Source organism: Saccharothrix sp. AJ9571 (assembly GCF_021725495.1).
GTDB lineage: Bacteria > Actinomycetota > Actinomycetes > Mycobacteriales > Pseudonocardiaceae > Amycolatopsis > Amycolatopsis magusensis.
Map to the genome: position 1 here is coordinate 5,761,764 of NZ_CP091382.1, position 23,106 is coordinate 5,784,869.

A 23,106-nucleotide genomic window follows, 5' to 3' on the forward strand; every position below is an offset into this window, starting at 1 on the left:
TAGCCGGCACGACGGAAAGAGGCCCGCCAGCATGACGACGCAGCGCACGCCCGTCACCGTCGAGAACGCACTCTTCACCTTCTACGACATCGAGTCGTTGTCGAACGCCTTCACCCTCTGCGCCTACACGCCCCACCCCGACGGCTCCGGCGGGCTCGAAGTCTTTTACCTCGTCGACGACACAGGCGGCACCAACCTCGCCGACGACATCGACCATCAACTACTGGGCCGCACCATCTTCGCCGGCAACCCCGGCCTGCCCGCCTTCCCCCGGACCCAGCTGCGCTTCCTGGATCTGCGGTACGAGAACAGCAACCACAGGCTCGCCGCGATCGCCGGGCTCTCCAACGCCGACCAGGTCAACGACCCCGGCGAGACATCGGGCTACCCGGCCGCCCTGCGCCCGGTCTGCGACACCGATCCCGGGTACGACCCGATGGCGCACCCATTCCTCGCTGGCTACAACTCGCTGAACTACGACACCACCATGCTGGCGCTGTACCTCATGGAGGCATTCCCGAACCCCGGCTCCGACCGGCTGTTCCAGCCGGCCACGGCCCGCTCGATGCGCGACCACAACGACCGGCTGTTCAACGAACACAGTGAGTACATGCCCGGCTACCTCGGCTGGGACGGCCCGGCCGCCAAGATCCGGCGCGCCATGCTGCACTCCGGCCGGCACCTGGACGTGGCCCGGCTCAATGAACTGCAGTTCAAGGTCAGTCTCAAGCGGCTGCTCGGCATGCTCGGTCACCAGATCAAAGAGTCCGACAAGCTCAGCCACAACACCTCGCTCGCCGGGGTCGAACAGCTCTACGAACTGCTAGCCTACAATGTCTCCGATTGCCTTGGCCTGGCACAGCTGTTCCGGCACCCGGCCTACGCGAACAACTTCGACCTCAAGGTCGGCCTGCTCGCCCAGTACTCCGAGACCGTCTACAACCGAGACGGGACAGTGCGCCGCGATCGCCTGACCATCGACTCGTCCTCAGCGAAGTTCGTGGGCCGTATCCTCGCGCCGTACACAGCCCTGAATGACATCGAGGCAGTGTCGTTCATGTACCCGGCCCCCGAGATCGCGCGTGAGCGCGGCGTCGAGCCCGTCAATGTGCTCGACGAATGCGTGCGCTTCTTCGAGGAAAACGTCGCACCCGACCCTGCCAGAGACCCGGCCGTCACCCCGGCACAGGCCGCGGCACACCGGCAGTTCATGCACGTCGTCGACTACTACCGCTCGATCGAAGGGCAGAACTTCAACGACTCCGAGGAATACCGCAACAAGTTCTCCCTGCCTGCTCGGTCGGTGCGCGAGGTCCCCAAAGCGCCGAACAACGTGCCGTACTTCCGTCCCGACGCCTCGCCATCGTCCTGTTTCGCCACCTTCTCCACCGGAGGTATCCACGGAGCAGAGGCAGACATGTCGGTCTTCACTGCCGCATGGATCGAGCACATCGAGCAGGACTCCATGCTCCGCAGGGCCAGGATGTTCTATCCCGATGCCAGGAACTTTGTCGCCGAAGCCAGGGACCAGCACAACCGCCTCGTGCTACCCGACGGCACCGCGGTCGATAAGCGGCTCGTGCTGCTCGGCTCCGACCCGCAGAAGGTGAAGTACCGCAAGCCCAGGAAGGACGACCCCGTCCAGGCCGAGCAGGTCACGCGCGCTCAAGCCCAGGTTCCCGACCCGGCCGCGCTGCTGGCGACGCAGCGCGCCGGTGCCGAGGCGCTGCGTGTGACCCTGCCCGATGGCACTGTCCTGGACGGCAGGGTCGTCCTAGCGAATACCACCGTGACCAAGGTCACCTACCGCGACGGGCCCGCCACGAAGGCCCCAGCCCTCTTCGCGACGAAGGAGGACGGCACGACCAAACTGCACCCGAAATTCGCCCGTACCAGCGCCGGTCTCGTCATCCACGAAGACTTCACCAGCTACTACCCGAACCTGCTGCGTAACATGCGAGCGTTCTACAACCCCGAGCTAGGCGAGGACCGCTACGCGAAGATCTTCTTCGACAAGGAGCGCTACGGCCACGAGATGAAACAGCCGGGACTGTCCGCAGAGCAGAAGACACGACTGAACACGCTGAGGAACGGCACCAAGCTGATCCTCAACGCGGCCTCGGGGGCAGGCGACGCCGGGCACAGGACCCCGATCCGGATGAACAACCGCATCATCTCGATGCGCATCCTCGGGCAACTGTTCAGCTGGCGGATCGGGCAGGCCCAGACTCTCGCCGGCGCGCGAATCATCTCGACAAACACCGACGGCCTCTACTCAGTCGTCGGTGACGAGAACGGCTTCGACGAGACAACCAACAACCGCGTGCTCACCGAACAGCAGACGGCTATCGGCATCGACATCGAACCGGAGCTGATGTTCCTCATCAGCAAGGACTCGAACAACCGACTCGAGCTGGCCGCGCCCGAGGAAGGCCGGACTGTCGCCGACAGCGCCATCATCTCCGCCTCCGGCGGAACGCTGGCCTGCCATGCGGGCCCGACACCGACGAAGTCGCTGGCCCACCCAGCGGTGATCGATGTGGCTCTGGTGCGCTACCTGCAGACGGTGGTCAGCAGGGGAGAGTCGGCTCTCGCCGAACCATTCGACCCCACCCTGGGCCGGAAGATGATCGAGGAAGCGATCCGCCCGGAAGACCCGACTGGGACACTCCTGCTCTTCCAGAACGTCATTGCTGCCTCCCGGGGCTCGATCACCTATCCGTTCGCCGCGGAGCCAGTGGCGGGCGGCTCCGAGGCCGGCACAGACACCGACGCCACGCTCACCAACCCGAGGGCGCTGCAGATGGTCAACCGGGTTTTCATCGTCCAGGACGGCACCCCCGGCGCCGTCAGCCTGCACAACGCGGGCGCGTGGAAGGTTACCGCCGCCAGCCAGAGCAAACGTCGCACGAGCGGTTCCGCCGGCGTTCGACGCGACCCGATCGCCCTGGAAATGCTGCGACACCACGGCTGGGCCAAAACCCGCGCCGAGGCCAGCACATCCGACCGCCTTACCCTGTTGCCCGACGACCAGGATGTTGTGGTCCGCCGAATCAACGGCATCGACCCCTCCTGGCCGATGCTTGTCATCAACGACGACCTCCAGGCACTGGCGGCCGCGTACGTCACACGGCTCATCGCCGCGCTCGACCTCAACGTCTACACCGGGATGCTGGGCGAGACATTCACCAAGAACTGGATGAACACTCCGATCTGACCCAATCCAGTAACCGGCAGCACCGCCGGACGCGCGTCGCGCCGTTTGTCGGTGACGTTCACACTTCGCCTTTTGTATTTCCGGGTGACTGGCATTAGTTTCACCAGTTACACCGCGCAATCAAGAAATAAAGGAGCGTCACATGGCCAACAACATCGACGCGAATCTCAAAGCGGCTCGCGACAACATCGCTCGCATCAAGGCAGATGTCGAGAAGCGAGACGACGCTCGCGTCTGGGAAGAGCCATTCGGTGCCGCGCTCGCCATCTTTGAAGATGCCGGTCAAGGGCTTGCCTCTGGGTGTCTTTCTATCGCCGTTGGGAAGGCCCTTCTTCACATTGACGCCGGGCGGGACGCATACAGCATCTCTGGCGCCGATTGCGGTAGCGATTGGTCGCTGTCGACCGCCCATCAGGGGTCGCGCAACGAAGGCGGCGTTCCGGCTATGGACGACAACGGTGTACCCGTCAGCACATTTACGACAGGGAACTCAACGTGGGTAACATCGTCCCCATACTCCCGACCCGACCGCGACCGTGACGGCCATAAGTGGCTGCGTGATTACGTCAACGGCTGGATCACCGGGCATGCGTAAGCGCGTGCCATCTGTGGTCGAAAGGCCTTGAACCCGAGGGCCAGCCGCACCTCGCAGTTCACGAAGTCCCAGATCTCGAAAGGGGGCATCCTGCGACCTTGCCTTCGTGTGCAGCGATACTGGCGCGGCTCGAGGAAAGGCGGTCAAATGCAGCTCATCGGCTCCGACCGTTCTGGGCGACACTGGGTAAACTCACCGAGTGACGGATCGCCTCGTGAGGTGAAACCGACAGGGAGAACTGACAGCGGCCATGATGAGCACCAACAGCCAACGCGAAAAGGCAGTCGAACGGCACCTTCTGCGGAGATGTCGTGAGAGCGGCTTTCTCTGTATGAAGTTCGTTTCACCTGCCCGCGGAGGAGTACCCGACCGCGTGGTCATCACTCCCACCGCAGGCACCGTCTTTGTCGAACTCAAGCGTCCTGGCGAGCAGCTCGATCCGCGTCAGCGCGGTGTCCACACCAAGATGCGACGCTTCGGCGCCGAGGTCCACGTCATCGACGATGAGGTCGGGGTCGACGACCTCGTCACGCGCCTTCGCCGCGGCGGGTGCGGTCCACCCGATCAACAGAAGGAACCGTCAAGACCCATCTCCACGCGACACGGCAGCATGAGGCCGCGAATACCGACGATGTCGCCGCGGGAATGCGACACAAGCCCGCGAAAGCACGCCCATGACGCAACGTAGAACCAAGGCCAACAAACCGCACCCCCAGGCGTTCCGCCGCTTGACCCGCAACGAGCTCACGACGTTCGACAAGGAGGCCACAGATCTCATCCTCCAGGCAATGGAGATCGGATGCCTTGGCCGCGTCTCCGCCAAGGGCCACTGCGTCCTGCGCAACAACGCAGGGGGATCCATCACGGTGTCGCGCAACCTGACATCGCCTAACAGGACAGCCCAGAACGCGCGGGCCGACCTGCGCCGGCTGATCGCCGAGCACCGCGGCAACCCGGATGCCCCGGCAGCACACCGGACGCCGCAGCAATCACAGCAGATGACGGTGAGGCAGGCCTTCGTCGAACACGGAGCGGCGTTTTCCCGATGGTATGCGGACCTGCCCGAAGGGCTGCCCGCAGACCAACCGCTCGAGATCACCTTCGACGCGGACGCTAGACCGGTATTTGCCGTGACCTGAGCCGCGGACGCGCCTCCTCGAGCCTCCCCGGGACCCACACCAGTATCGCGGGAATGACTGCGCAGCACGGTAGTCGGACCTGTAACAGGAACTCAGGCGGGCTGTCCGCGCCTGCTCAGCACCACAGCGCCATCGCTCCGATGCCCTGCCCGCCGTGGCAGATCCCGGCGACGAAACAGGAGCTGATTCCGAAACCCAGTGCCAGCGCAGGAAAGCGGCAGCATCGAGACCCGTTGCCATGGATCAGCTGGCGTGACAACAAGCTGCCTATCGCAAAGGAGAAGGCCGAACGGGAAGAGCCGCGTGCCGCGGAAGCCTCATGTCCGGCGCAAGCTCGGGCAGAGGTCCTGCACATCGCGATCGCCCGCCCGACAAGCAACACCACTCGCGAGGAGGTCGTGAGACATGACCATCATCACGCCCCGCCCGTCGTCGGCTCCCGCTGTGCTGGAGCCGCACCAGCAACAGATTCACGACTTCGTCGCCGCCCGCCCGTTCGCCGGCGCATGGATCAACGTGGGCGGGGGCAAGACGCTCGCGACGCTCCGCGTATTGCAGACGGTACGGCCGATGGGCCACATCCTGGCGATTGCGCCCGTCGCGATCGCACGGTCGACCTGGATCGACGAGATCGAGAAGTGGGGCTTCCCGATCAGGACGAAGTCGCTGATCGTCGACGATCATGACCGGAAGCTGCCGAGGGAGAAGCGTCTCGCGCGTTTCAGAGAAGTCTTCACCGATCCGCCGACGATGTACTTCGTGAACCAGGAGTTGCTCACTCAGCCTTGCCAGACAACCGGGCTGATCGAGGCAGTAGCGTGTGCGCCAGCTGGGCCGGCGATCTCACCCGAGAGTGCGGAGATCCTGGGTTTGCTGCGGGCTCGGGGACCGCTCACCCGCGACGAGCTGATCACTGAATACCGCAACCTGGTTGGCACCCAGCCTGGCCGCACAATCCCGGCCCAGAGCACGATCCGTGCCGGGATTCAGGAGCTGCACCAGGCCAAGGTGGTGACAAGGAAGGTCCAGCACTGCCGTGTCTGCTCCGGTGCAGGCTGCATCGAATGCAGGTTCGGCCTGGTCGACCAGATGCCGATCCGGGACGTCAACGGCCAGCAGACCATCATCTGGCCCTTTCCCACCGTCATCATCGACGAATCGCAGGGCTTCAAGTCCCATGCGAGCAGCCGCTTCAAAGCGCTTGCCCAAGTACGGCCCGCGATCCACCGGCTCATCGAACTTACCGGCACACCAAGCCCGAACGGCTTACACGACCTGTGGAGCCAGGTCTACCTGCTCGACCAGGGCGAGGCGCTGGGCACAACCATCACGGAGTTCCGCGATCGCTGGTTCGTCCCGAAGATGGTGCCTGGCACCACGATACCGGCGAAGTGGATTCCCGCAGCTGACGCCGAAGAGGAAATCCACCAGGCAATCTCGCACTTGGTGATGAGCGCCAAGAACACCTCACTGGCCGTGCCAGGATTGAACATCCACGACGTCAACGTCACGCTCCCGCCGGACCTGATCCAGGCATACAGGGAATTCAGGCGCAACCTCGTACTCGACGTCGTGAACACCTACCTCGGTGAGGACGGCCAGCTCACCCAGAACGTCCAATCGATCATCGCGGACAACCAGGCCGTGCTCACTAGCAAGCTGATGCAGTTCGCCTCGGGAACGCTCTACACCGCCGACCCGGACGAGCCATCGACCAAGGGCGAGTACACGGTCATCCACGACAAGAAGCTCGAGATGACCGAGTACCTGGTGCGCAACAACGGCGGAGAGCCCGTGCTCATCGCCTACCAATTCCGTTCCGACCGTGAACAGTTGCTTGCACGCTTCACCAAGTCGGGCGCAGACGCACAAGCCTTCGACGGCTCACGTGACATGGTCCGCCGATGGAACGCCCGGCAGATCCCCGTGATGCTGGTGCACCCGGCCAGCGCCGGCCACGGGCTGAACCTGCAGCACGGTGGCTCGACGATGATCTGGTACACACTGCCGTTCTCGCTCGAGCACTACCTGCAGACCAATGGCAGACTTCACCGCCCTGGGCAGAGTCGGCCCGTCAACATCTACCGGCTCATCGCCAAAGGCACACAAGACGAGCGCATGCCCGGCGTCCTCGCTGACAAGAAGCGGGTCCAGGACAACCTCCTCGACGCCGTCTCCGGTGAACTCCTGCTGCTCGCCGCCCTGGAGGACGAGATCCAGGATGACCTCAACGACCTCTGGATCTCCGAGCGAATCTGAACACCCGACCAGAGCCAGCTCAGCTGCGACGCCACAGCCGCGGGTGCCACCACAGCCGAACATGAGGAAGAAGCCGGCCGTGCTGCCTCACCCGCCGCTCCGCGAAGAACGCAGCCATGCTCACCGGCATCACGATTGAGCCCACCGATGTTCCTCTGGCTGCGGGAAGTGCTCTGCAGCAGGGACATCACACCCGACCGCGAGGAGAACCCGCGATGACGACCACCGTTCCGGACATCACCATCACGCTGCACGAAACCCAACGCCGCATCGTCTTGAACGCGCTGTACGACAAGGCCGCCGAGACGGACCACTATCTCAGCGGCTATCGGGAGGACAAGACTCCAGGCCCGCTCGATACGTGCTGCGACAAGCACCGAGCCCTTTTCAAGGACCGCAGCGCTCAGCGCGACACGCTGATCCAGCGGAAGGAGCAAATCGTCGCTCTCATCGACCTCATCGGGAGCTCGAGTCCGGCTGCCACGACGGCGGACAGCGAGCGCTAAGACCTCACGCCGACGACCGTGGCCAGAACAAGTTCGTTCATGGCCAGCCCTTGTCCCGGTGCCGTCGCGGCCGCGACGATCAGCAACCTGGATATCACGGGAGCGCCGTCGTCGGCATCCCGCACGGCCCAGCTCCTGTGGTCAACACCCACGGTGGCCCACAGGCTCACCGGCGCCGTGCGGGATCACCAGCGCGGCGAATCCTTGGGGGCCCAGAGTGTCCCGCCGAACAGGGGAGAACGATGAGTCCTGCGACGTCGCCGGCGACCGTCAGTACAGAAAGGACCCTTCCGTGATCATCGAGAAGATGGGGAACCTGCTTGACGACGACGCCGAGGCACTCGTCAACACGGTCAATTGCGTGGGCGTCATGGGCAAGGGCATTGCCTTGGCCTTCAAACACCGCTGGCCGGCGATGTACGCCAGCTACCAGGAGCAGTGCCGGCGCGGCCTCGTCCGACCGGGTTCGGTACGCCCCTGGCGAGGCGAAGCACGAGGTTCTCGCGCCGGCATCCCGCTGATCGTCAATGTCGCTACGAAAGACCACTGGCGGGATCCCTCACAGATCGAGTGGATCGACCAGGCCTTGCCGCAGCTTGTGCAGCTCGTGCACAGTGAGCGGATCGACTCGATTGCCATACCGCCCCTCGGCTGCGGACTCGGCGGCCTCGACTGGGCCCAGGTCCAGCCGCGTATTCATCGCGCGCTCGAGCCTGCGCTTGCCGAGGTCGACGTCCGGCTGTACCTGCCGATACGCACCGACTGACCGACTCGGCCTGGATCACGAACCCTGCCTCGACCGGGCAACTCGCAGGCTGGTTGCACTTCCAGGCACGTCCATGCCCGCGCGACGGGTTGTTGACCATCGAGGCCCGGCGGCACGTCGATCCGCCGCGGCGTGGCTGGCGACGTAATGACCAGCGGTGCCCTCCAGCGACGACAGCCGGAATCCACCCTTGCTGGCCTCGGGCCGGGGCGGGCAGGCGTGCTTGGTCGCGCAGGGCGTCTCGCCCAGCGAAGGGGAGGCGGGGCGGCGGGCGGCGTAGCCGCCCCGGGCGCACATGCGACAGGCGAAGAGGCTCCGAGGACAACCGTTCCTCGGGGCCTTTCCGTTCTGGCACCCATCACAGAGCCGGCACCTCGACCGTCGCACCCCGTCCTCGATCGGCACCCGCGGCATCTGCGCAGTGGGGTGCACCCAGTCATCCAGCCATGTGAGAACGGCTACGCGCAGGACGCCACACCGGTCGGGATCTCCCGGCCCGGCCATCTCACAGAACGGGAGACCCCGGGGAACACGCACTGGCTCGGTGACCTCCCCGACCGCGCCGTCGACCTCGGAAGGGGGCATCGTGTGAGCATCACCGCACCGGAAGCCGAAGGTGAAGCGGCCATCCCGGAAATGGACCTCGATCAGAGCTGGTGGGAAGTTGCTCTCTGCGCCGAGACAGATCCGGAGGTCTTCTTCCCCGAGAACGGTGGCAGCACCGCGGAGGCGAAGCGCGTCTGCGCTCGATGTGAGGTTCGGGCGCAATGCCTGGCTTACGCGCTGCGCAACGACGAGCGCGTCGGCGTCTGGGGTGGCCTCTCCGTCCAAGAACGCCACCGTGTGAGGCGCGGCCTGCCCGGCAAGTCCCTTACCCGTGCCCAGATACGCAGGCAGGAGCGTGACGACGTCATCGTCGCGATGACTGGCAGGGGGATCAACGTACCGTCCATCGCCGCGAAGCTCGGCATCGCTGACCAGACCGTGTACAGGGCGCTCGCGAGGCACCGTGCTCAGGCAGGCGAGAAGCCCGGCACGGCCGCCTGAAGCCGGGATGCAGAGATCGAGCAACGTCGCGCCCCTCGCCTGTCCCTGAGCGCCCACATGCGGCCTTCCCCCGCCAGCCGTTAGCCGCAGCGTGGTTCCCGCCGGCCACGGGGCTTGCCGCCCGTCGATGCGCATCGCGACGGCGACGTGATCCCTGTTTTGCTGTGAGGCCAGGCGTTCGGAGACCTCGGCTCCTCGGACACCTGATGAGCTGACTGCGCCAGTGACTGCACCGATCCTACTCGGCGTTACCAGCGGCGCCCTGTCGGCTGGACTGGAAGTCGATGTAGTCGAGCACGGTGCGCAATTGCTCGCTCGAAAGCTTGCTTGCTCGCAAGGTCACCTCCTGCACTTGCTGGCGGGAGAGCGTCTCCGGGCGCGCGTACTGGTCCCGCAGAGCACGGCCTCGCGCGCCACGGTCGAAGTACCCCAGTTCAACGCCGAAGTGATCAGCAAGCGTCTGGGCTGCCTCCAAGCTCGGCTCGTTAGTGCCGTTCGCCAGGTTGTACAGGTGCGCCCGGGAGATCCGCCTCGGGTTGTGTTCGAGGTCTTTCGCGAGATCGGACACGGAGTAAGCGCGGCCATCGTGATGCTTGTGCAGGCTGATCAAACGGCGCAGCAGCACGGCGAACGACTCGCCTTCCTCACCAGCCGTCGTGTTCTGCATGTCGTGATCGATTTCGGACACCACACAGCCTCTCGTCGGCAGTCCAGAATACCGGACTCCTTGGTCGTAGTGTAGGCCAAAAGTTGACCCGATGTCCCTGAATTCGTTACTATCGAGCGAAGATCAGTCCAGTATGTCGGACTGGCTTGGTAAAGTTTCGCCTGGGACGCCTTCGCTGGAACGCGTTGATGACCACTGGCAGCGGGGCGGTAGTGCGTGGGCGGCAAGAGCGCGGGGAGGCGCCTTGATGAAGATCAACACCGGTGCGATGGTGGCCGGACGATGGCTCCGCCGACGAGGATCGGCGCCAAGATGGCGGGCTGGTCAGGCACCTGGCGGTGCCGGTTGTCTGTCGAACGCGCGTCCTGGGTGGCAGGCGTCGCCGTCGGCGATGGTGAGCGAGGTTCGCTGATGACGGAGCGTCGCGATGATCGAACCCAGTCCGAAGCGTCCGGATCATGCGGGTTCCGCGGGTTCGACGAAGCGCGAAGGATCATGTGGTGCTATGAGGCCAGGGCTCGAGTGCATGAGCGCTTCGGCCACACCTCATTCCTCGCCGACAGAACCATCGCGGCTGTCCACGTGGAGAACACATCGAGGGTTGACCGGGTTTCGCTCGCTGCCTTCGACCGTGAGGGCACGTTCGTCAGCGGTGACGCTCTCGACGTCGACGAGCCGAGTCAGCGGCTCGACATCACGCCCGAATTCGACCACGACTTCACCAGCATGGAGATCCCCGAGGGGTCTGAACTCGAGCAGGCCATCGCCCGCGAGGATGGCTGGGTTGTCGACTTGCAGGTGCTGCGGGAGCATGATCCTCTTGCAGACCGGCGGGCCACCCAGCGCGCCGTATTCCTGGCCCATCTGGGTGACATGCTGAACAGCGGTCAGGCTCGCGGTTTCCTGCTCGGACAGGTCTCAGACACGGAAGATTCGGATGAACCGCCGGAGTCAGATACGGGCTGATGTATTGGCGTTCCCGTTCCGTCTCCAAGCTCGGCAGGACTAGCCGAGTGTGTGCGCCAAGCGGGGCCCGATCGTCTCATCCAGCGCCTGCGGTCACATAGGTGCTCGGTTGAGTTTGCTCGCACAGGGATGGAAACGAGGTGGACCGGCTTACGCCGGCCCCGGGTGGAGTTCGTGGTAATCCAGCCCCAGTGAGTCGAACGCGCTTGACGGGTCTACTCGGCATGGAAAGCCAGCCTATTCTTAAGGGTCGAGTGCAAGGTATCCCGAGGCGAAGCGGGCGACCTGGGGCCGGGCTCCTGCTGACTTTGAATGGCGTAGACGGTGAGGCCGTGGCTCACAGGCAGGTCAGCATGTTCCTCGTTGTTGGTGTCGCAATGATCGTTGCGATGTCCGGCGGGGTGCTGTGCCTCCTGCTTGATCCGCCCCGACTGGGCGCCCGCCCAGACTGTCGTCCTGACGAGCAGACGGGGACTTGGGAACAAACACGACGGACGCGATAAGAGGAGCAATTCCGTAAAATCCAGCCTCCTGGTGAATTGGGCTACACGAGTACTGTCGCGTCTGTTGTCCGCGATGACGCAGGCTAGGTGATCGCGGCTGCGGCGAGGCGCTCACGACCTGGGATGGGACAGTGTCCGACGGTGGATACTCGGGGACGGAACCTGCTGCCGGGGATGCGCTGCCGCCCCCTGAGGGTGCCGATGTTGGCGCGATGAAGTAGCGGCGGACGGATGCCGTTACTTTCGTCGACCGGGTTCACTGCCGTTACCACGCATGAGAACTTATGGATCCGGCGTGGTTCGACAGGAGAGTCGCCTCGGTCGAAGTCCGTTTCTGTGAATTTCGTTTATTATCCCCGTGCTCGCCTGGGTCGCATCTGCAACCTATCGTGAGCGTCATTAACTGATAACTATCGGCCCATCGAATATTGACCGAATGTCCTGTTCGGAAGCTATTTGCCGAGTAAGTAAAGCGCTATTGAGTGACATCGAACAGAAGGAACAGCATCGTCATGACCAACTATTCCGTAACCGCTAGCCAGCTCACCGAGGGGGCCAACGTCTTCATACGGGGCAAGCTCGCCTTCGCCCGCCTCACCCAGCCGATTGAGGGCAAGGCGCTCGCCGCCAGCGATCAGCGCAAGGTCCAGAACGGCATGAGCCCGGTCGGCAAGCCGCACACCACCGCGACCATCACCGGGGCCGAGGTCCAGTTCAGCGACCCGGCGAACCCCACGCTCGAAGAGCGGTTCGTCTCCGAACGCCGTTACACCTCGAAGAAGAACCCGGACACCGGCGCACACTACTCGATCGACTCCAAGGGAACCAACCTGCCGATCATCGCCATCCCGGCCGCGGCAGGTAATGGCACGTTCGACCAGGACACGAGCGGCCAGGAACTCGCCCACGGACTCGACGTCACCCTCGTGCTGCGCGTCTACAAGCCGAAAGACTTCAACAACCGCGGCCTGGCACTGAGCCAGGTGATCGTTCACGAAACTCCGCGGTACTACACCGCTGGCGGCGTCGCCACCAGTGAGCTCGCCGCCCGCGGCATCGTGTTCAACACCCCGCCCCATGCGGTCCAGACCCCGAGCAGCGGCAGCGCCCTCGGTGCTGCCGAGGACGCCGTCGGCGCAGAGGTGGAGGACGACCTGGTCTTCCCGCAGCCTGTGCCTGCTGCCTCGACCCCGGCGCCGGTTGCTGCCCAGCCTCAGGCCGACGAGACCGCCGAGCAGAAGCTCGCCCGGCTCGAGGCCGAGAACGCAGCGCTGAGGGACGCCGGCTCGGCCGTAGGCGCGCCCGCCGCCGTCGGGGCTGGGGCCGAGGGACCCTGGGATAACCAGAGCGGCGCGAGTGGCCAGCAGGCCGGGATCACCTTTCAGGGCTGATTCGTGCCGATCATCGACGGGGCCCGCGTGCTGACCTGAGCGCAGTGCGCGGGCCCCGCTTTTCCTTGATCGTCCTTCACCAACCCCATACCGAACGAGAGCGTGCGCACCACGATGCCTGCAGCCGACCCCCGGGCATGGTTCCCGCAGTTCTATGACAACTCCGCGATTCGGGCGCTGGCAAGCGCCCGCCGCTGGACCGTCTCGGGACAAATCGGCGAGGACCCCGACGAACGCAAAGCGCCGATCGACCTACGCGAACTGATCGACCACGGCCGCGTCCGCGGCGCATGGTCCATCGGACCGGCCTGCCTGACCGATCTCGACGAGCTGACGTGTGAGCTTCCCAGCGCCAGCAACGCCGCCTTCTACCTGCAGGCTCAGACCGACGGTCTTGTCGTCATCGATATCGAACCGCACTGCCCACCGGAGGCCACCGCGGATCTGCTGCGGTTGCCCGGAATTCTCTACTCAGAGCTGTCGATGTCTGGTCGCGGCATCCACCTCGTCACGCCGGTGCCCGCGAACCTGCACGACTTCCCCGTCGCCGCCGCCAAGCGCCTGCTGCGGGAGGAGCACGGCTGGTACGAGATCCTGCTCGACCACTGGGTGACCTTCACCAGGTTTGCGGTACCAGAACACGTAGTCTGTCAGGCTGCCGCCGCGGCCAGGCCGCCGCGAGTAGCCTCCATCGAGGACCTCTATGCCGACCTGGCCGTGAAGGCCCGCGAGAGCGCCAATGTCTCGGCAGCCGCCGTCAGCACTGAGGGCTCGATGCCCGACATACCTCACGGCACGATGATCGTCGAGCAGACCCTGCTCAGTGCCCGCGGCCGTCTCCGCGCGCCGAGCGACTTCAACGACGACCTGTCCCGCTGGGAGTTCTCGGCCCTCGGCACGCTCTATCACTGGATGCAGACGCCACTGCGCACGTTCAGCACCCTCGGCGCCCAGTACTCCGCGGGTGACCGGGCGTGGCTGCTCTACCGGGCAGCGCTCGAGGTCATCCCCGTCCGCCCCAAGCACGGCCAGCTGCGCAACGGCAGGCCGTACCTCCTGGATCGGGCGGCCGCACTCGTGGCCGAACGTGAGGCTGCAGAGGGGCGTGCGCGGCACGTCGTCCGGTCCCTGCTCTGAGGCTTTCGTCGCGGAGTGCCGTCGTTGGATGACAGGACGGGCTGGATCGCGCGGAGCGCGATCGGGTGGCGACGTGCAGCGGTGCTCCGTCGCCACGGGGACCGGGTGGTGCGCCCGTGCCCGTCGCCGGCGAGTTCTGGATCTTCGCGCACACGTCAGCACGTTCCTCAACGAACCACCCTGACCCTCTTGCTTCACCGAAATCGCCGCACCGGTCCGCGCCACCGGCCTGCGTCGGCGGGCGTCTTCGCTCAGCTCACCCACGACCAGAAAGACATCATCATGAAGTTCAGCGACACTCTGTCCACTCTCGTCAAGCAGGCCCTCGAGGTCGGTGCGACTCCTGCTCTCATGGGTGAGCCCGGTATCGGCAAGTCCTCCTTCGTCGAAGCGCTGGCCTATTCGATGGGCACCAAGGCCTTCGTGCTGCCGTGCAACCAGCTGGCGGACAAGGCCGACCTCACCGGTGCGCGCCTGGTGCCCTACACCCAGTCCGACGGCACCCAGAGCTACAAGCAGGTCTTCTATCCCCACCAGGTAATCCAGGAATGCATCGACTACGCCTTGGCCAACCCGCGTGAGTGGCCGCTGCTGTTCCTCGACGAGATCAACCGCACGACCTCCGACGTGACCTCCGGCGCGCTCACCCTGGTGACGCTGCGCCGTATGGGCCATGTCGAACTGCCCGACAACGTCCGCATCGTCGTCGCCGGTAACGACAAGGGCAACGTCACAACCCTGGACGAGGCGAGCCTGTCGCGTTTCGCGATCTTCCACGTCGAACCCGACGCCGCGACCCTCATGTCGGTCCTGGGCAACGGTATGAACCCGTGGGTGAAGAAGGTGCTCACACAATACCCGAACATGGTCTTCCAGAAGTCGATGCCCAACGCGATCGTCGCCGACGGCCAGGCCGACGATGGCGACGACAACGTCACCATGGCCGAGCTGTTCGACGGTGGCGAGGAGATGAACCAGCTCACCACACCACGCACCATCGACACGCTGTCGAAATGGCTGAACAAAGCCGATCGCCAGCAACTGAAGGAGTACCTCGCGACTGCGATCCAGATCGGCGACCGCGACACGACGCTGCTCAACGAGACCCTCGAGGCCTTCACCGGTGACACCACCTTCACCACGCAGCTGGTGTCCGTGATCGCCGAGGACCTCGCGTCGAACTCAGGCGGCCAGCAGAACCGCGTGAACGTGCCGAAACCGAACTGCTACGCGCAGCTGAAGGCCGCGAACACCGTCACCGATCTCGAATCGGAGATCGCGCGGCTGACCGAAAACGAGGTGTCGGGCTCGCTGCTGTACGCACTCCAGGAGAACGACGACAACTCGCGCCTGCTCGAGAAGCTGGCGCAGGCTTCCAGGCAGATCGAGTCCCAGCACATGCGCACGCTCATCGAAATGGTGGCCACACAGCAAATCGATCGCCAGAACCTGGAGGCATTCCTGGATGTCGACGCGCCGGTGGTCAGGACACTCGAGCCCAGCCTGCGGGCCTTCTGCTGATCCGCTCACGACTGGTCGTGGGGCCGCTCGCTCCCGCTATTCCCGCGGGGAGCGTGCCGCCGTCCCCGTGATGGGCGCAGCCGCCTCACGACCGCAGAAGGAGACCGCGACATGACGATCATTGTCACCAATCAGAAACCTGCTGTGCTCGACGCGGTGCACACCCTCTCGTGCACCGGCGACTACGACCCCATGCCGGCGATCCAGCAGACCCTCGTGGACCCCCTGCTAGAACCCCTCAGCCCCAGCACATCGGCGACCATCACCGACTCGTCGGGCCGCGACCTGACCGGCGACCTGCTGACGCTGCTCATGGACTGCTTCGGCGACACCATGAACACCAGTGCCGAGCGGACCGCCAAGGAACTGCTCGGGCAGACCCTGGTCGACTACGACCCGGCGACACCCCTGCCCGTGGGTGAGCTTTTCGCCGTCCAGGCCGGTCAGCACAACAAGATGCCCGCGCCATCGACCCGGGTGCTCTATACGGCCCAGAACGACGTCGTCCCCGCGGCGAAGGCCCTGCTCGCCGGCGGAGCCGGCGAGAGCACGTTCTTCGCCTCCCTCGCCTACACCTTCCACCCCAACACCCTGGGGTTCTGGTTTCAATCGTCCGCGGCGTTCGACAGCTTCAAGACGTGGCTCGCCCAGCAGACTCAGACGATGTCGAGCGCGCTGCCGCCGGACACCACCCGGCTGCTAACCGAGTTCGCTTCCCTGAGCCTCAAGGAGCTCACGGAATCGCTGCTGCTGCGCAAGGACGACGCGGATGGCAACGACGAGCACTCCTTCCCTCGCCTGCTCCTATACATGCTCATGCAGTATGTGCAACAGCAGCGAGCCCACTCCGCAGCGAACAGCACGGCCATCGACGTCGGCGTCCTGCCATTCACCGTCGGAGAACTGTTCTGCCCTCGATCCCTGGTCCTGGTCAACGTCGAGGCCCATGCCCGCGCCTCCGCAGCGAAGATCACCACGGAGTGGAATCTCATCAGCCAGGCACTGGCCTCGCCGGTGAAAGTCGTCTCACACGCGAAGCTGTCCAAACTCACCTCGCTGCCCAGGGCCGCCGCGCGCGCCGCGACACTGGCGGCGAACCAGAAAGCGGGCCCGCCCGGCGGACGGTCGGCTCAGGTTGCGTTTCGCAAGCAGCCGCCGAGCAAGCTCGACCTGTTCCGGGACATCACTCGCGTGCTGCGCCGCATGGGAAAAGTCTCCCAGTCGCAGAACGTGTTCCGTACGTCGAAGACGACCTTCCTCAAGGCCAACCGCAGGAACCCGGACGACTTCAACAAACCCGGACGGGCCACCTCCGCGCAGTACATGCCGGACCTCCACGTCTACATCGACACCTCCGGATCGATCAGCGAGGCGAACTACCAGGAGGCGGTCATGATGCTGATCAGGATCGCCAAGAAGCTCAACGTCAACCTGTACTTCAACTCGTTCAGCGACATCCTGTCCCAGGAAACGCTGCTCAAGGTGGAGAACAAGTCCACGCGGCAGATCTGGAAGGAGTTCCGCCGGGTCCCGAAGGTGACCGGTGGCACCGATTTCAAACAAGTCTGGGACTACATCAACGCCTCAACGAAGCGCAAGCGCCAGCTGAGCCTGATGATCACCGACTTCCAGTGGTGGCCGCCAACCACGCGCGAAGAGCACCCAAAGAACCTGTACTACGCGCCATGCTCGGCCATGGACTGGACGACCATGGTCGATATGGCCAAGAAGTACGCCGACTCGATGCAGCACGTCGACCGGAGTATCCGGCAGAAGCTGCTCGGCATGGTCGCCTGACTCCGCCACCCCAGGAAGCAGCAGCAGCGCCGATCCGGCACCTCCGGATCGGCGCTGCTGCTGCCCGAGGTCGATTCTCACCCACCCGAATCACCGCTTGAGCAGTGACGCACGTGGTCAGCGTGTCCGCGGCCCGGGCGGCACCCACCGATGGAGACCCCCATGGCTCTCAGCAACTTCACGTCGGGCGGCTCCGACGACGACAAGAGCGGCAGCGGCGGGCACCCTCCGGGCCTCCCGGCCACAGGACCGCCTGCCGGTAGCAGCGCCATCGACATCGCCGGGGAGTTCCTCGTCGACTACAACAAGAACTTCGAGAACGCCGATCCGACGATGTTCCGCGACACGCTCATCGAACAGGTCCTCTCGGTCCTGATCAGCAAGAACAAGCCGAACGTGCTGCTGAAGGGCTCCGCCGGCGTCGGCAAGACCAAGATCGTCGAGGACATCGCCCGCCGCATCGCGCTCGGCGACACCCTCATCCCTGACCAGCTCAAGGACCACACGATCTACGAGCTTCCGATCACCAGCATCATCGCAGGCTCCGGGATCGTCGGCTCCTTGGAGGAGAGGGTCAACGGGATCCTCGAGTTCGCCTCGGACCCCAGGAACAAGGCCATCTTGTTCATCGACGAAATCCACCAGATCACCGGAGGTTCCAGCAGCCACAGCGACCCGACGAGCCGCAAGATCTCACAAATCCTCAAACCCGCGCTCGCCCGCGGCGACCTGTCGGTCATCGGCGCGACCACCTCCACCGAATCCCGCGCCCTCGACGAAGACCCGGCTTTCGCCCGGCGATTCACCCAGCTCATTGTCGACGAGCTCAGCGTCGAACAGACGCTGGCCGTGATCTCCACGGTCCGTCCCGGTCTCATGGCGCACTATCGCCACCAGATCAGCGTTCCCGACGATGTCCTGGCCGACACGGTGAAGATCGCCGAGGCAAACTCCCGGGCAGGCCAGCACCGGCCCGACAACGCGATCACCTTGCTCGACCGAGCGATGGCCGATCGCGTCCTGGAACAGAAGAAGCTCATCGTCCAGGCCGAGAACGCCGGAGACACGGCGCTCGTGCAGACCCTGCGCTCCCTGCGCCAGGTACCGCTGACGGCGACCCGTGTGCTCGACGTGGCCAAGCGGCTGATGACGGGCAACGCTCAGCGCCCGCGCTTCGACGTCGCAACGCTGCACGCCACGCTCACTAATCGGTTGCAGGGTCAAGATAACGTGCTGAGCCAGCTCACGGATTGCCTGGCGCGCCGGGAACTCGACCTGTTCCCCTCGGCGACGCCGATGACATGGCTGCTCGCAGGAGCGTCGGGCGTCGGCAAGACCGAGACCGCGAAGATCATCGCAGAACAGATGACCGGCACCGAGCCGATCATCCTCAACATGACCGAGTACCACTCGGAGTGGTCGACCGCGAAGATCATCGGCTCGCCCCCGGGCTACGTCGGATCGGACTCCCACCAGGAACTCCCGTTCGACACGCTCGAGTCCAATCCGCACCGGGTGATCCTGCTCGACGAATGCGAGAAGGCCGACAAGGCCGTGCAGCGGCTGTTCCTGTCAGCCTTCGACGAGGGCTACATCCGCAACGCACACGGCAAGGTGCTCGACTTCTCCAAGGCGCTGGTCATCTGCACGACCAACGCCGCCCGGGACTCGCTCGACGGCAGGCCGATCGGGTTCGTGTCGGCTCCGAAGACGTTCTCGCACCAGAGCCTCACCAGAGACCTGACGAAGTACTTCGACGCCGAGCTCCTGGGCCGGTTCTCACTGGTCGTGGGGTTCAACCCCGTCGACGAAGAGACCTACCGGAAGATCCTGGCATCCGACTACGCCCGGCAGCGCGAGCGGATCCTGGACGCCAAGCCCCGCCTGGCCCACACCCTGCCCCCAGAGATGCCCGACGACACACTTCGCGCGATCACGGAGAGCACCTACGTGGACTCCCAAGGCGCTCGGCCCGCGGGCAGGGCGGTGCGCACCTGGATCGAGGATCTCCTGCTGGCCGCTCCTGCTGGCAGCAGCGCGGCGACGCCGGCACTCGTGCTCGCGGGGGAGCCAGAGACCTCGACCACCGACTAAGTAGCAGGCCGCACCTCCATCGAGTGCCCCTACTCCGGCCAGCCCGGTGCAGGGGCACTCGTGTATCTCGACCGTCGCACCACGACAAGGACACCGATGACCATCACCAGCACACGATCGCGAGACTGGACCGCCGATCTCGCCGACACCGCCCGAGCGAACCTCACCGCCTACTCCCGGGACGCAGGCGAGTGCCGCGACCTGGGGATGATGCTCGGCCTGATCGAGGTCGACCCGGACGGATCTCTCGTCGCGGCCAACCCCTGGGACGCCGATCTCGGTGATCCCGCGTGGCACGTACCCAACAGGTGAGCCGCCGGTGTTGAACGACCGCGCGCCTGGGCGGTGCGCGGTGCCCGGAGTTGACTGGCCTTCGCCGCAGACCTGGGCTCAGGGGCCTGACGGCCCCTGACGGGTGGGTTGAGAGAAGCACGGGAGGGCTCGTCGCCTGACGAGAGCCCTCCCGTGCTCACCCCTGCACCCCGACGCCCCACGCGCAATCGCCTGACCGTTCCCGAGCTGGTCAGCAGGCTTGCACGCCTCGGGGATTCGACTCTCTCGGCTCACCTATTGGCCGTTCGACGAAAGACGACACCATGCCCATCTTGCTTGATGACATCGACCTCTCGACGGCCGCCGTCGCTCAGCGCCAAGCCGCCGACCCGAAGTTCTTCTCCTCGAAGCTGACCGGATCGGGTAAGAAGACCGGTCTGCTCAACGAGAGCCTGAGGCCGATCAACAACACCACCAACACCGCCTACGCCGTCAATCACGACATCGAGTTCAAACAGAGTTCGACCCAGCACCACATCACGACCTCGACTATCCCGCTCGCACCGATCACTCGCCGTGCGCTGCTCTCGGGTGGCTCCTTCACCGTGGCCACCCCGCACGTGGACGACCGGTTCGTCGTCGATACGTCGGCCAGTTGGCACCAGGATCGGGATGTCGTGTTCGACATGACCCCGCAAGGCCTGACTTTCTACGAGGACAAAAGCGGCGACAGGGCCAGCCGTGACCTGGTCATCCAGTACCGCATGGAGATCTTCCTCTTCACGAAGGGAATCGGCGAGCCCGAGCGCGCGACCTCGGTCTCGCACTCGGGCGGCTACCACGGCAACCACGACGCTGCCGTGGTCTTGCAGTGGGACACCAGCCCGATGGAGAACGCTCGCGGCTTCATCCAGAACGTGCTCAGCCGCAACGGGCTGACCGGCTCCAACCTCGACGACCTCGAGGCGTGGATGAACCAGTACCCGATCTACGAGCGGATCACGCGCCTGGCCCAGGCCTGGGTCTCTGAGACCGTCTCCGACGAGGTCTGCCGATACATCACCGACATGCCGGTCGGCCCGACCGACGAACAGCTGAACATGCTCGCCATCCAGCTGCGCTACCTGGAGAACTACAACGTCCCGCTGGAGGCCTACCGCCAGATCCACCAGCAGCTCAACCAGACCTACTCCGAGCAGACCGCGGCGACGCTGTCGAAGCAGAACCTCAGCCTGTTGATGAACCACACGCTCGACCACCTCGAGCAGATCAAGGCCCAGCTGATCGTCCCCCCACAGCCGACCACGTCTCCGGCGCTGCCTGCCCACCTGTCCAAACAACAGCTCGACGCGCTCACCACGCACGAGCCGCTGGTGATGACCCAGGCAGGCGCCGGCACCGGCAAGTCCACCGTGATCCTCCAGCGCATCAAGTACCTCGAGGCCTGCGGGGTGCCTGCCAGTGACATCACCGTGCTGTCGTTCACCAACGCCGCAGCCGACAACATCACGGAGAAGAACCCAAACGTCGGCTCGATGACCATCGCCAAAATGCTCATCGACATCTACTCGCTGAACCACCCGACCCACAAAGTCTCAGCGATCGACACGATCATCAACTCGATCGACATCTTCTACCCGAGCAGCCAGTTCGCCGCGCAGTTCCGCACACGACTGCTGGAGGTCGACCAGAACAAGACCGGCGCGTTCACCGCTCTGAACACCTTCGTCGAGAACAACTTCGACGAGGTGATCGCGCTGCTCGATCGCATCGAGCAGACCTCGCTGGAACTGCAGATCATCATCTGCTACCAGAAGATCGACGACATGGCCGAGCCCGCTCACGTGCAGTCGAGCTACCTCATCATCGACGAAGTGCAGGACAACTCGGTCTTCGAGTTCATTTACGTGCTGAAGTACATCACCAAGCACGCCCAGAGCCTATTCGTTGTTGGCGACGCCTCCCAGACGCTGTACGAGTTCCGCTCGGCGAACCCGAAGGCACTGAACACTCTGGAGAGTTCGGGGGTCTTCGCGACCTTCAGGCTCACGACGAACTACCGGAGCAACCAGGAGATCCTGGACTTCGCGAACGTCGTGCTCGGCGGGCTGGAGACCAATCAGTTCGCGAACATCCAACTGCAGGCGAACTCGCTCGCCATCCCGACTGCTGGTTCTTTCCAGGAGAAAGTAACCCTGGAATATCGGGTGGTGCCCAGGCTGACCAGCTTCGTCAACCAGGACCTGCAACCCATGATCCGCAACACGGTCATCCCCGACTATGTGGACCACTGCCTTGATCGGGGTGAACAGGTTGCTTTCCTGGCCTACTCGCGCCGTGAAGTCGCCATGATCCAGAGACTCCTGGAGGAGGCATATCCGGACCGGCGCGTCGCCTCCCTCGTCAGCGAGCGGGTCTACGCCACGGACATCTTCTCGAAGTACATCAAGTACTTCTGGAACGACGTCCTGCAGGCTCAGCCAGCCAACGCTTCGTTCGTGGTCTCTCAGGGGATCAAGGACAATATGGACAAACTGACGAAGAAGGCCAGCAACCCCAAGGTCGAGAAGGCGATCCTGCGCGCCATCTCTGAGTGGTGGATCGAGAACAGCACCGTCATCAACGGCATGGTCAACCTGTGTAATCAGGGTGCCCTGCACGACCGTGTGTTCTTCGATCGACTCCGTGACAACCTCCTCTCCTTTGAGATCACGCGCAACCAGCAGAAGCTGAATGTGAACAAGAAGAAGAACCAGGAGCGCAAGCGGAGGAACCTCGAGTCCAAGGCAGATCTGATCGTTTCGACGATCCACGGTGCCAAGGGCCTGGAGTTCGACAACGTCGTCGTCCTCTACAAAGAGGACACCACGATGAGCCAAGACACGAAGCGGATGTTCTACGTGGCTTTCACCCGGGCGATGAACAGCCAGTACGTTCTGGCTTACGGAACGGTGAGGACCCCGCCGATCCAGAGCAGCTACGAGCAGATCGTCAACGCTCTGACCGAACGCGACAAGAACAACGCCCAGCGCGCTCTGGGCATCGACCCGGCCCAGCTATCCGATGAGGACAGCGATGCCGGGACCGGAACCACCGGTGCTCCCGACCAGGTCGCCCAGGTCGTCTGACCGGGGTCAATCTTGCACGGCACGCGGGCGCCTCTCCTGTTTGAGGTGAGCGCCCGCGCCTGCGGGTTCTCATGTCTGTCCACGTGATCCTTTGCAGCGA

Annotated in this window: 17 protein-coding genes; 16 read left to right on the plus strand and 1 reads right to left on the minus strand. The window is 64.4% G+C overall.

The genetic code is table 11. The features are described from left to right. The first annotated feature begins 31 nt into the window (after nt 1-31). From L3Q67_RS26705 to L3Q67_RS26740, 8 genes are all read left to right on the plus strand, one after another. On the plus strand, nt 32-3,217 hold the full coding sequence (locus L3Q67_RS26705; protein WP_499184217.1) for a hypothetical protein: 3,186 nt from the start codon (nt 32-34) through the stop codon (nt 3,215-3,217). 142 nt (nt 3,218-3,359) lie between these two features. Continuing rightward, nucleotides 3,360-3,812, plus strand: coding sequence for a hypothetical protein (locus L3Q67_RS26710; RefSeq protein WP_499184218.1), 453 nt, complete (start codon nt 3,360-3,362; stop codon nt 3,810-3,812). 253 nt (nt 3,813-4,065) lie between these two features. After that, nucleotides 4,066-4,500, plus strand: coding sequence for a PDDEXK family nuclease (locus L3Q67_RS26715; protein ID WP_499191647.1), 435 nt, complete (start codon nt 4,066-4,068; stop codon nt 4,498-4,500). Beyond that, nucleotides 4,487-4,951, plus strand: a complete 465-nt coding sequence (locus L3Q67_RS26720; protein ID WP_499184219.1) for a hypothetical protein — start codon at nt 4,487-4,489, stop codon at nt 4,949-4,951. The genes L3Q67_RS26715 and L3Q67_RS26720 overlap by 14 nt, the downstream gene beginning before the upstream one ends. Before the next feature lie 405 nt (nt 4,952-5,356). After that, nucleotides 5,357-7,210, plus strand: a complete 1,854-nt coding sequence (locus L3Q67_RS26725) for a DEAD/DEAH box helicase (RefSeq protein WP_499184220.1) — start codon at nt 5,357-5,359, stop codon at nt 7,208-7,210. Between the two features lie 116 nt (nt 7,211-7,326). Further along, complete coding sequence (locus L3Q67_RS26730; protein WP_499184221.1) at nt 7,327-7,716, plus strand: hypothetical protein; 390 nt, start codon at nt 7,327-7,329, stop codon at nt 7,714-7,716. Nucleotides 7,717-8,008: 292 nt separating this feature from the next. Then, entirely contained in the window at nt 8,009-8,482 is a 474-nt protein-coding gene (locus L3Q67_RS26735) for a macro domain-containing protein (RefSeq protein ID WP_499184222.1), read from the plus strand. A 588-nt stretch (nt 8,483-9,070) separates the two neighbouring features. After that, entirely contained in the window at nt 9,071-9,529 is a 459-nt protein-coding gene (locus L3Q67_RS26740; protein ID WP_499184223.1) for a WhiB family transcriptional regulator, read from the plus strand. 238 nt (nt 9,530-9,767) lie between these two features. On the opposite strand, the gene L3Q67_RS26745 is transcribed toward L3Q67_RS26740, so the two are convergent. Continuing rightward, a complete protein-coding gene (locus L3Q67_RS26745) occupies nt 9,768-10,217 on the minus strand; it encodes a helix-turn-helix domain-containing protein (protein WP_499184224.1) in 450 nt (149 codons plus the stop codon). Nucleotides 10,218-10,478: 261 nt separating this feature from the next. Here L3Q67_RS26745 and L3Q67_RS26750 point away from each other — a divergent pair, with 261 nt between their 5' ends. The 8 genes from L3Q67_RS26750 (at nt 10,479) to L3Q67_RS26785 (ending at nt 23,006) form a co-directional block, all read left to right on the plus strand. After that, complete coding sequence (locus L3Q67_RS26750) at nt 10,479-11,162, plus strand: hypothetical protein (protein WP_499184225.1); 684 nt, start codon at nt 10,479-10,481, stop codon at nt 11,160-11,162. A 1,015-nt stretch (nt 11,163-12,177) separates the two neighbouring features. Further along, a complete protein-coding gene (locus L3Q67_RS26755; RefSeq protein WP_499184226.1) occupies nt 12,178-13,056 on the plus strand; it encodes a hypothetical protein in 879 nt (292 codons plus the stop codon). Between the two features lie 102 nt (nt 13,057-13,158). Next, nucleotides 13,159-14,193, plus strand: coding sequence for a hypothetical protein (locus tag L3Q67_RS26760; protein WP_499184227.1), 1,035 nt, complete (start codon nt 13,159-13,161; stop codon nt 14,191-14,193). Nucleotides 14,194-14,475: 282 nt separating this feature from the next. Further along, nucleotides 14,476-15,714, plus strand: a complete 1,239-nt coding sequence (locus L3Q67_RS26765) for a P-loop NTPase family protein (protein WP_499184228.1) — start codon at nt 14,476-14,478, stop codon at nt 15,712-15,714. A 111-nt stretch (nt 15,715-15,825) separates the two neighbouring features. Further along, nucleotides 15,826-17,511 carry a vWA domain-containing protein gene (locus L3Q67_RS26770; RefSeq protein WP_499184229.1) on the plus strand — a complete coding sequence of 562 codons (1,686 nt, stop codon included), beginning with the start codon at nt 15,826-15,828 and terminating at the stop codon, nt 17,509-17,511. Between the two features lie 162 nt (nt 17,512-17,673). Continuing rightward, entirely contained in the window at nt 17,674-19,605 is a 1,932-nt protein-coding gene (locus L3Q67_RS26775) for an ATP-dependent Clp protease ATP-binding subunit (RefSeq protein ID WP_499184230.1), read from the plus strand. A gap of 96 nt (nt 19,606-19,701) precedes the next feature. Then, nucleotides 19,702-19,917 carry a hypothetical protein gene (locus L3Q67_RS26780; protein ID WP_499184231.1) on the plus strand — a complete coding sequence of 72 codons (216 nt, stop codon included), beginning with the start codon at nt 19,702-19,704 and terminating at the stop codon, nt 19,915-19,917. 293 nt (nt 19,918-20,210) lie between these two features. Continuing rightward, a complete protein-coding gene (locus tag L3Q67_RS26785) occupies nt 20,211-23,006 on the plus strand; it encodes an ATP-dependent helicase (protein ID WP_499184232.1) in 2,796 nt (931 codons plus the stop codon). Nucleotides 23,007-23,106: the final 100 nt, after the last annotated feature.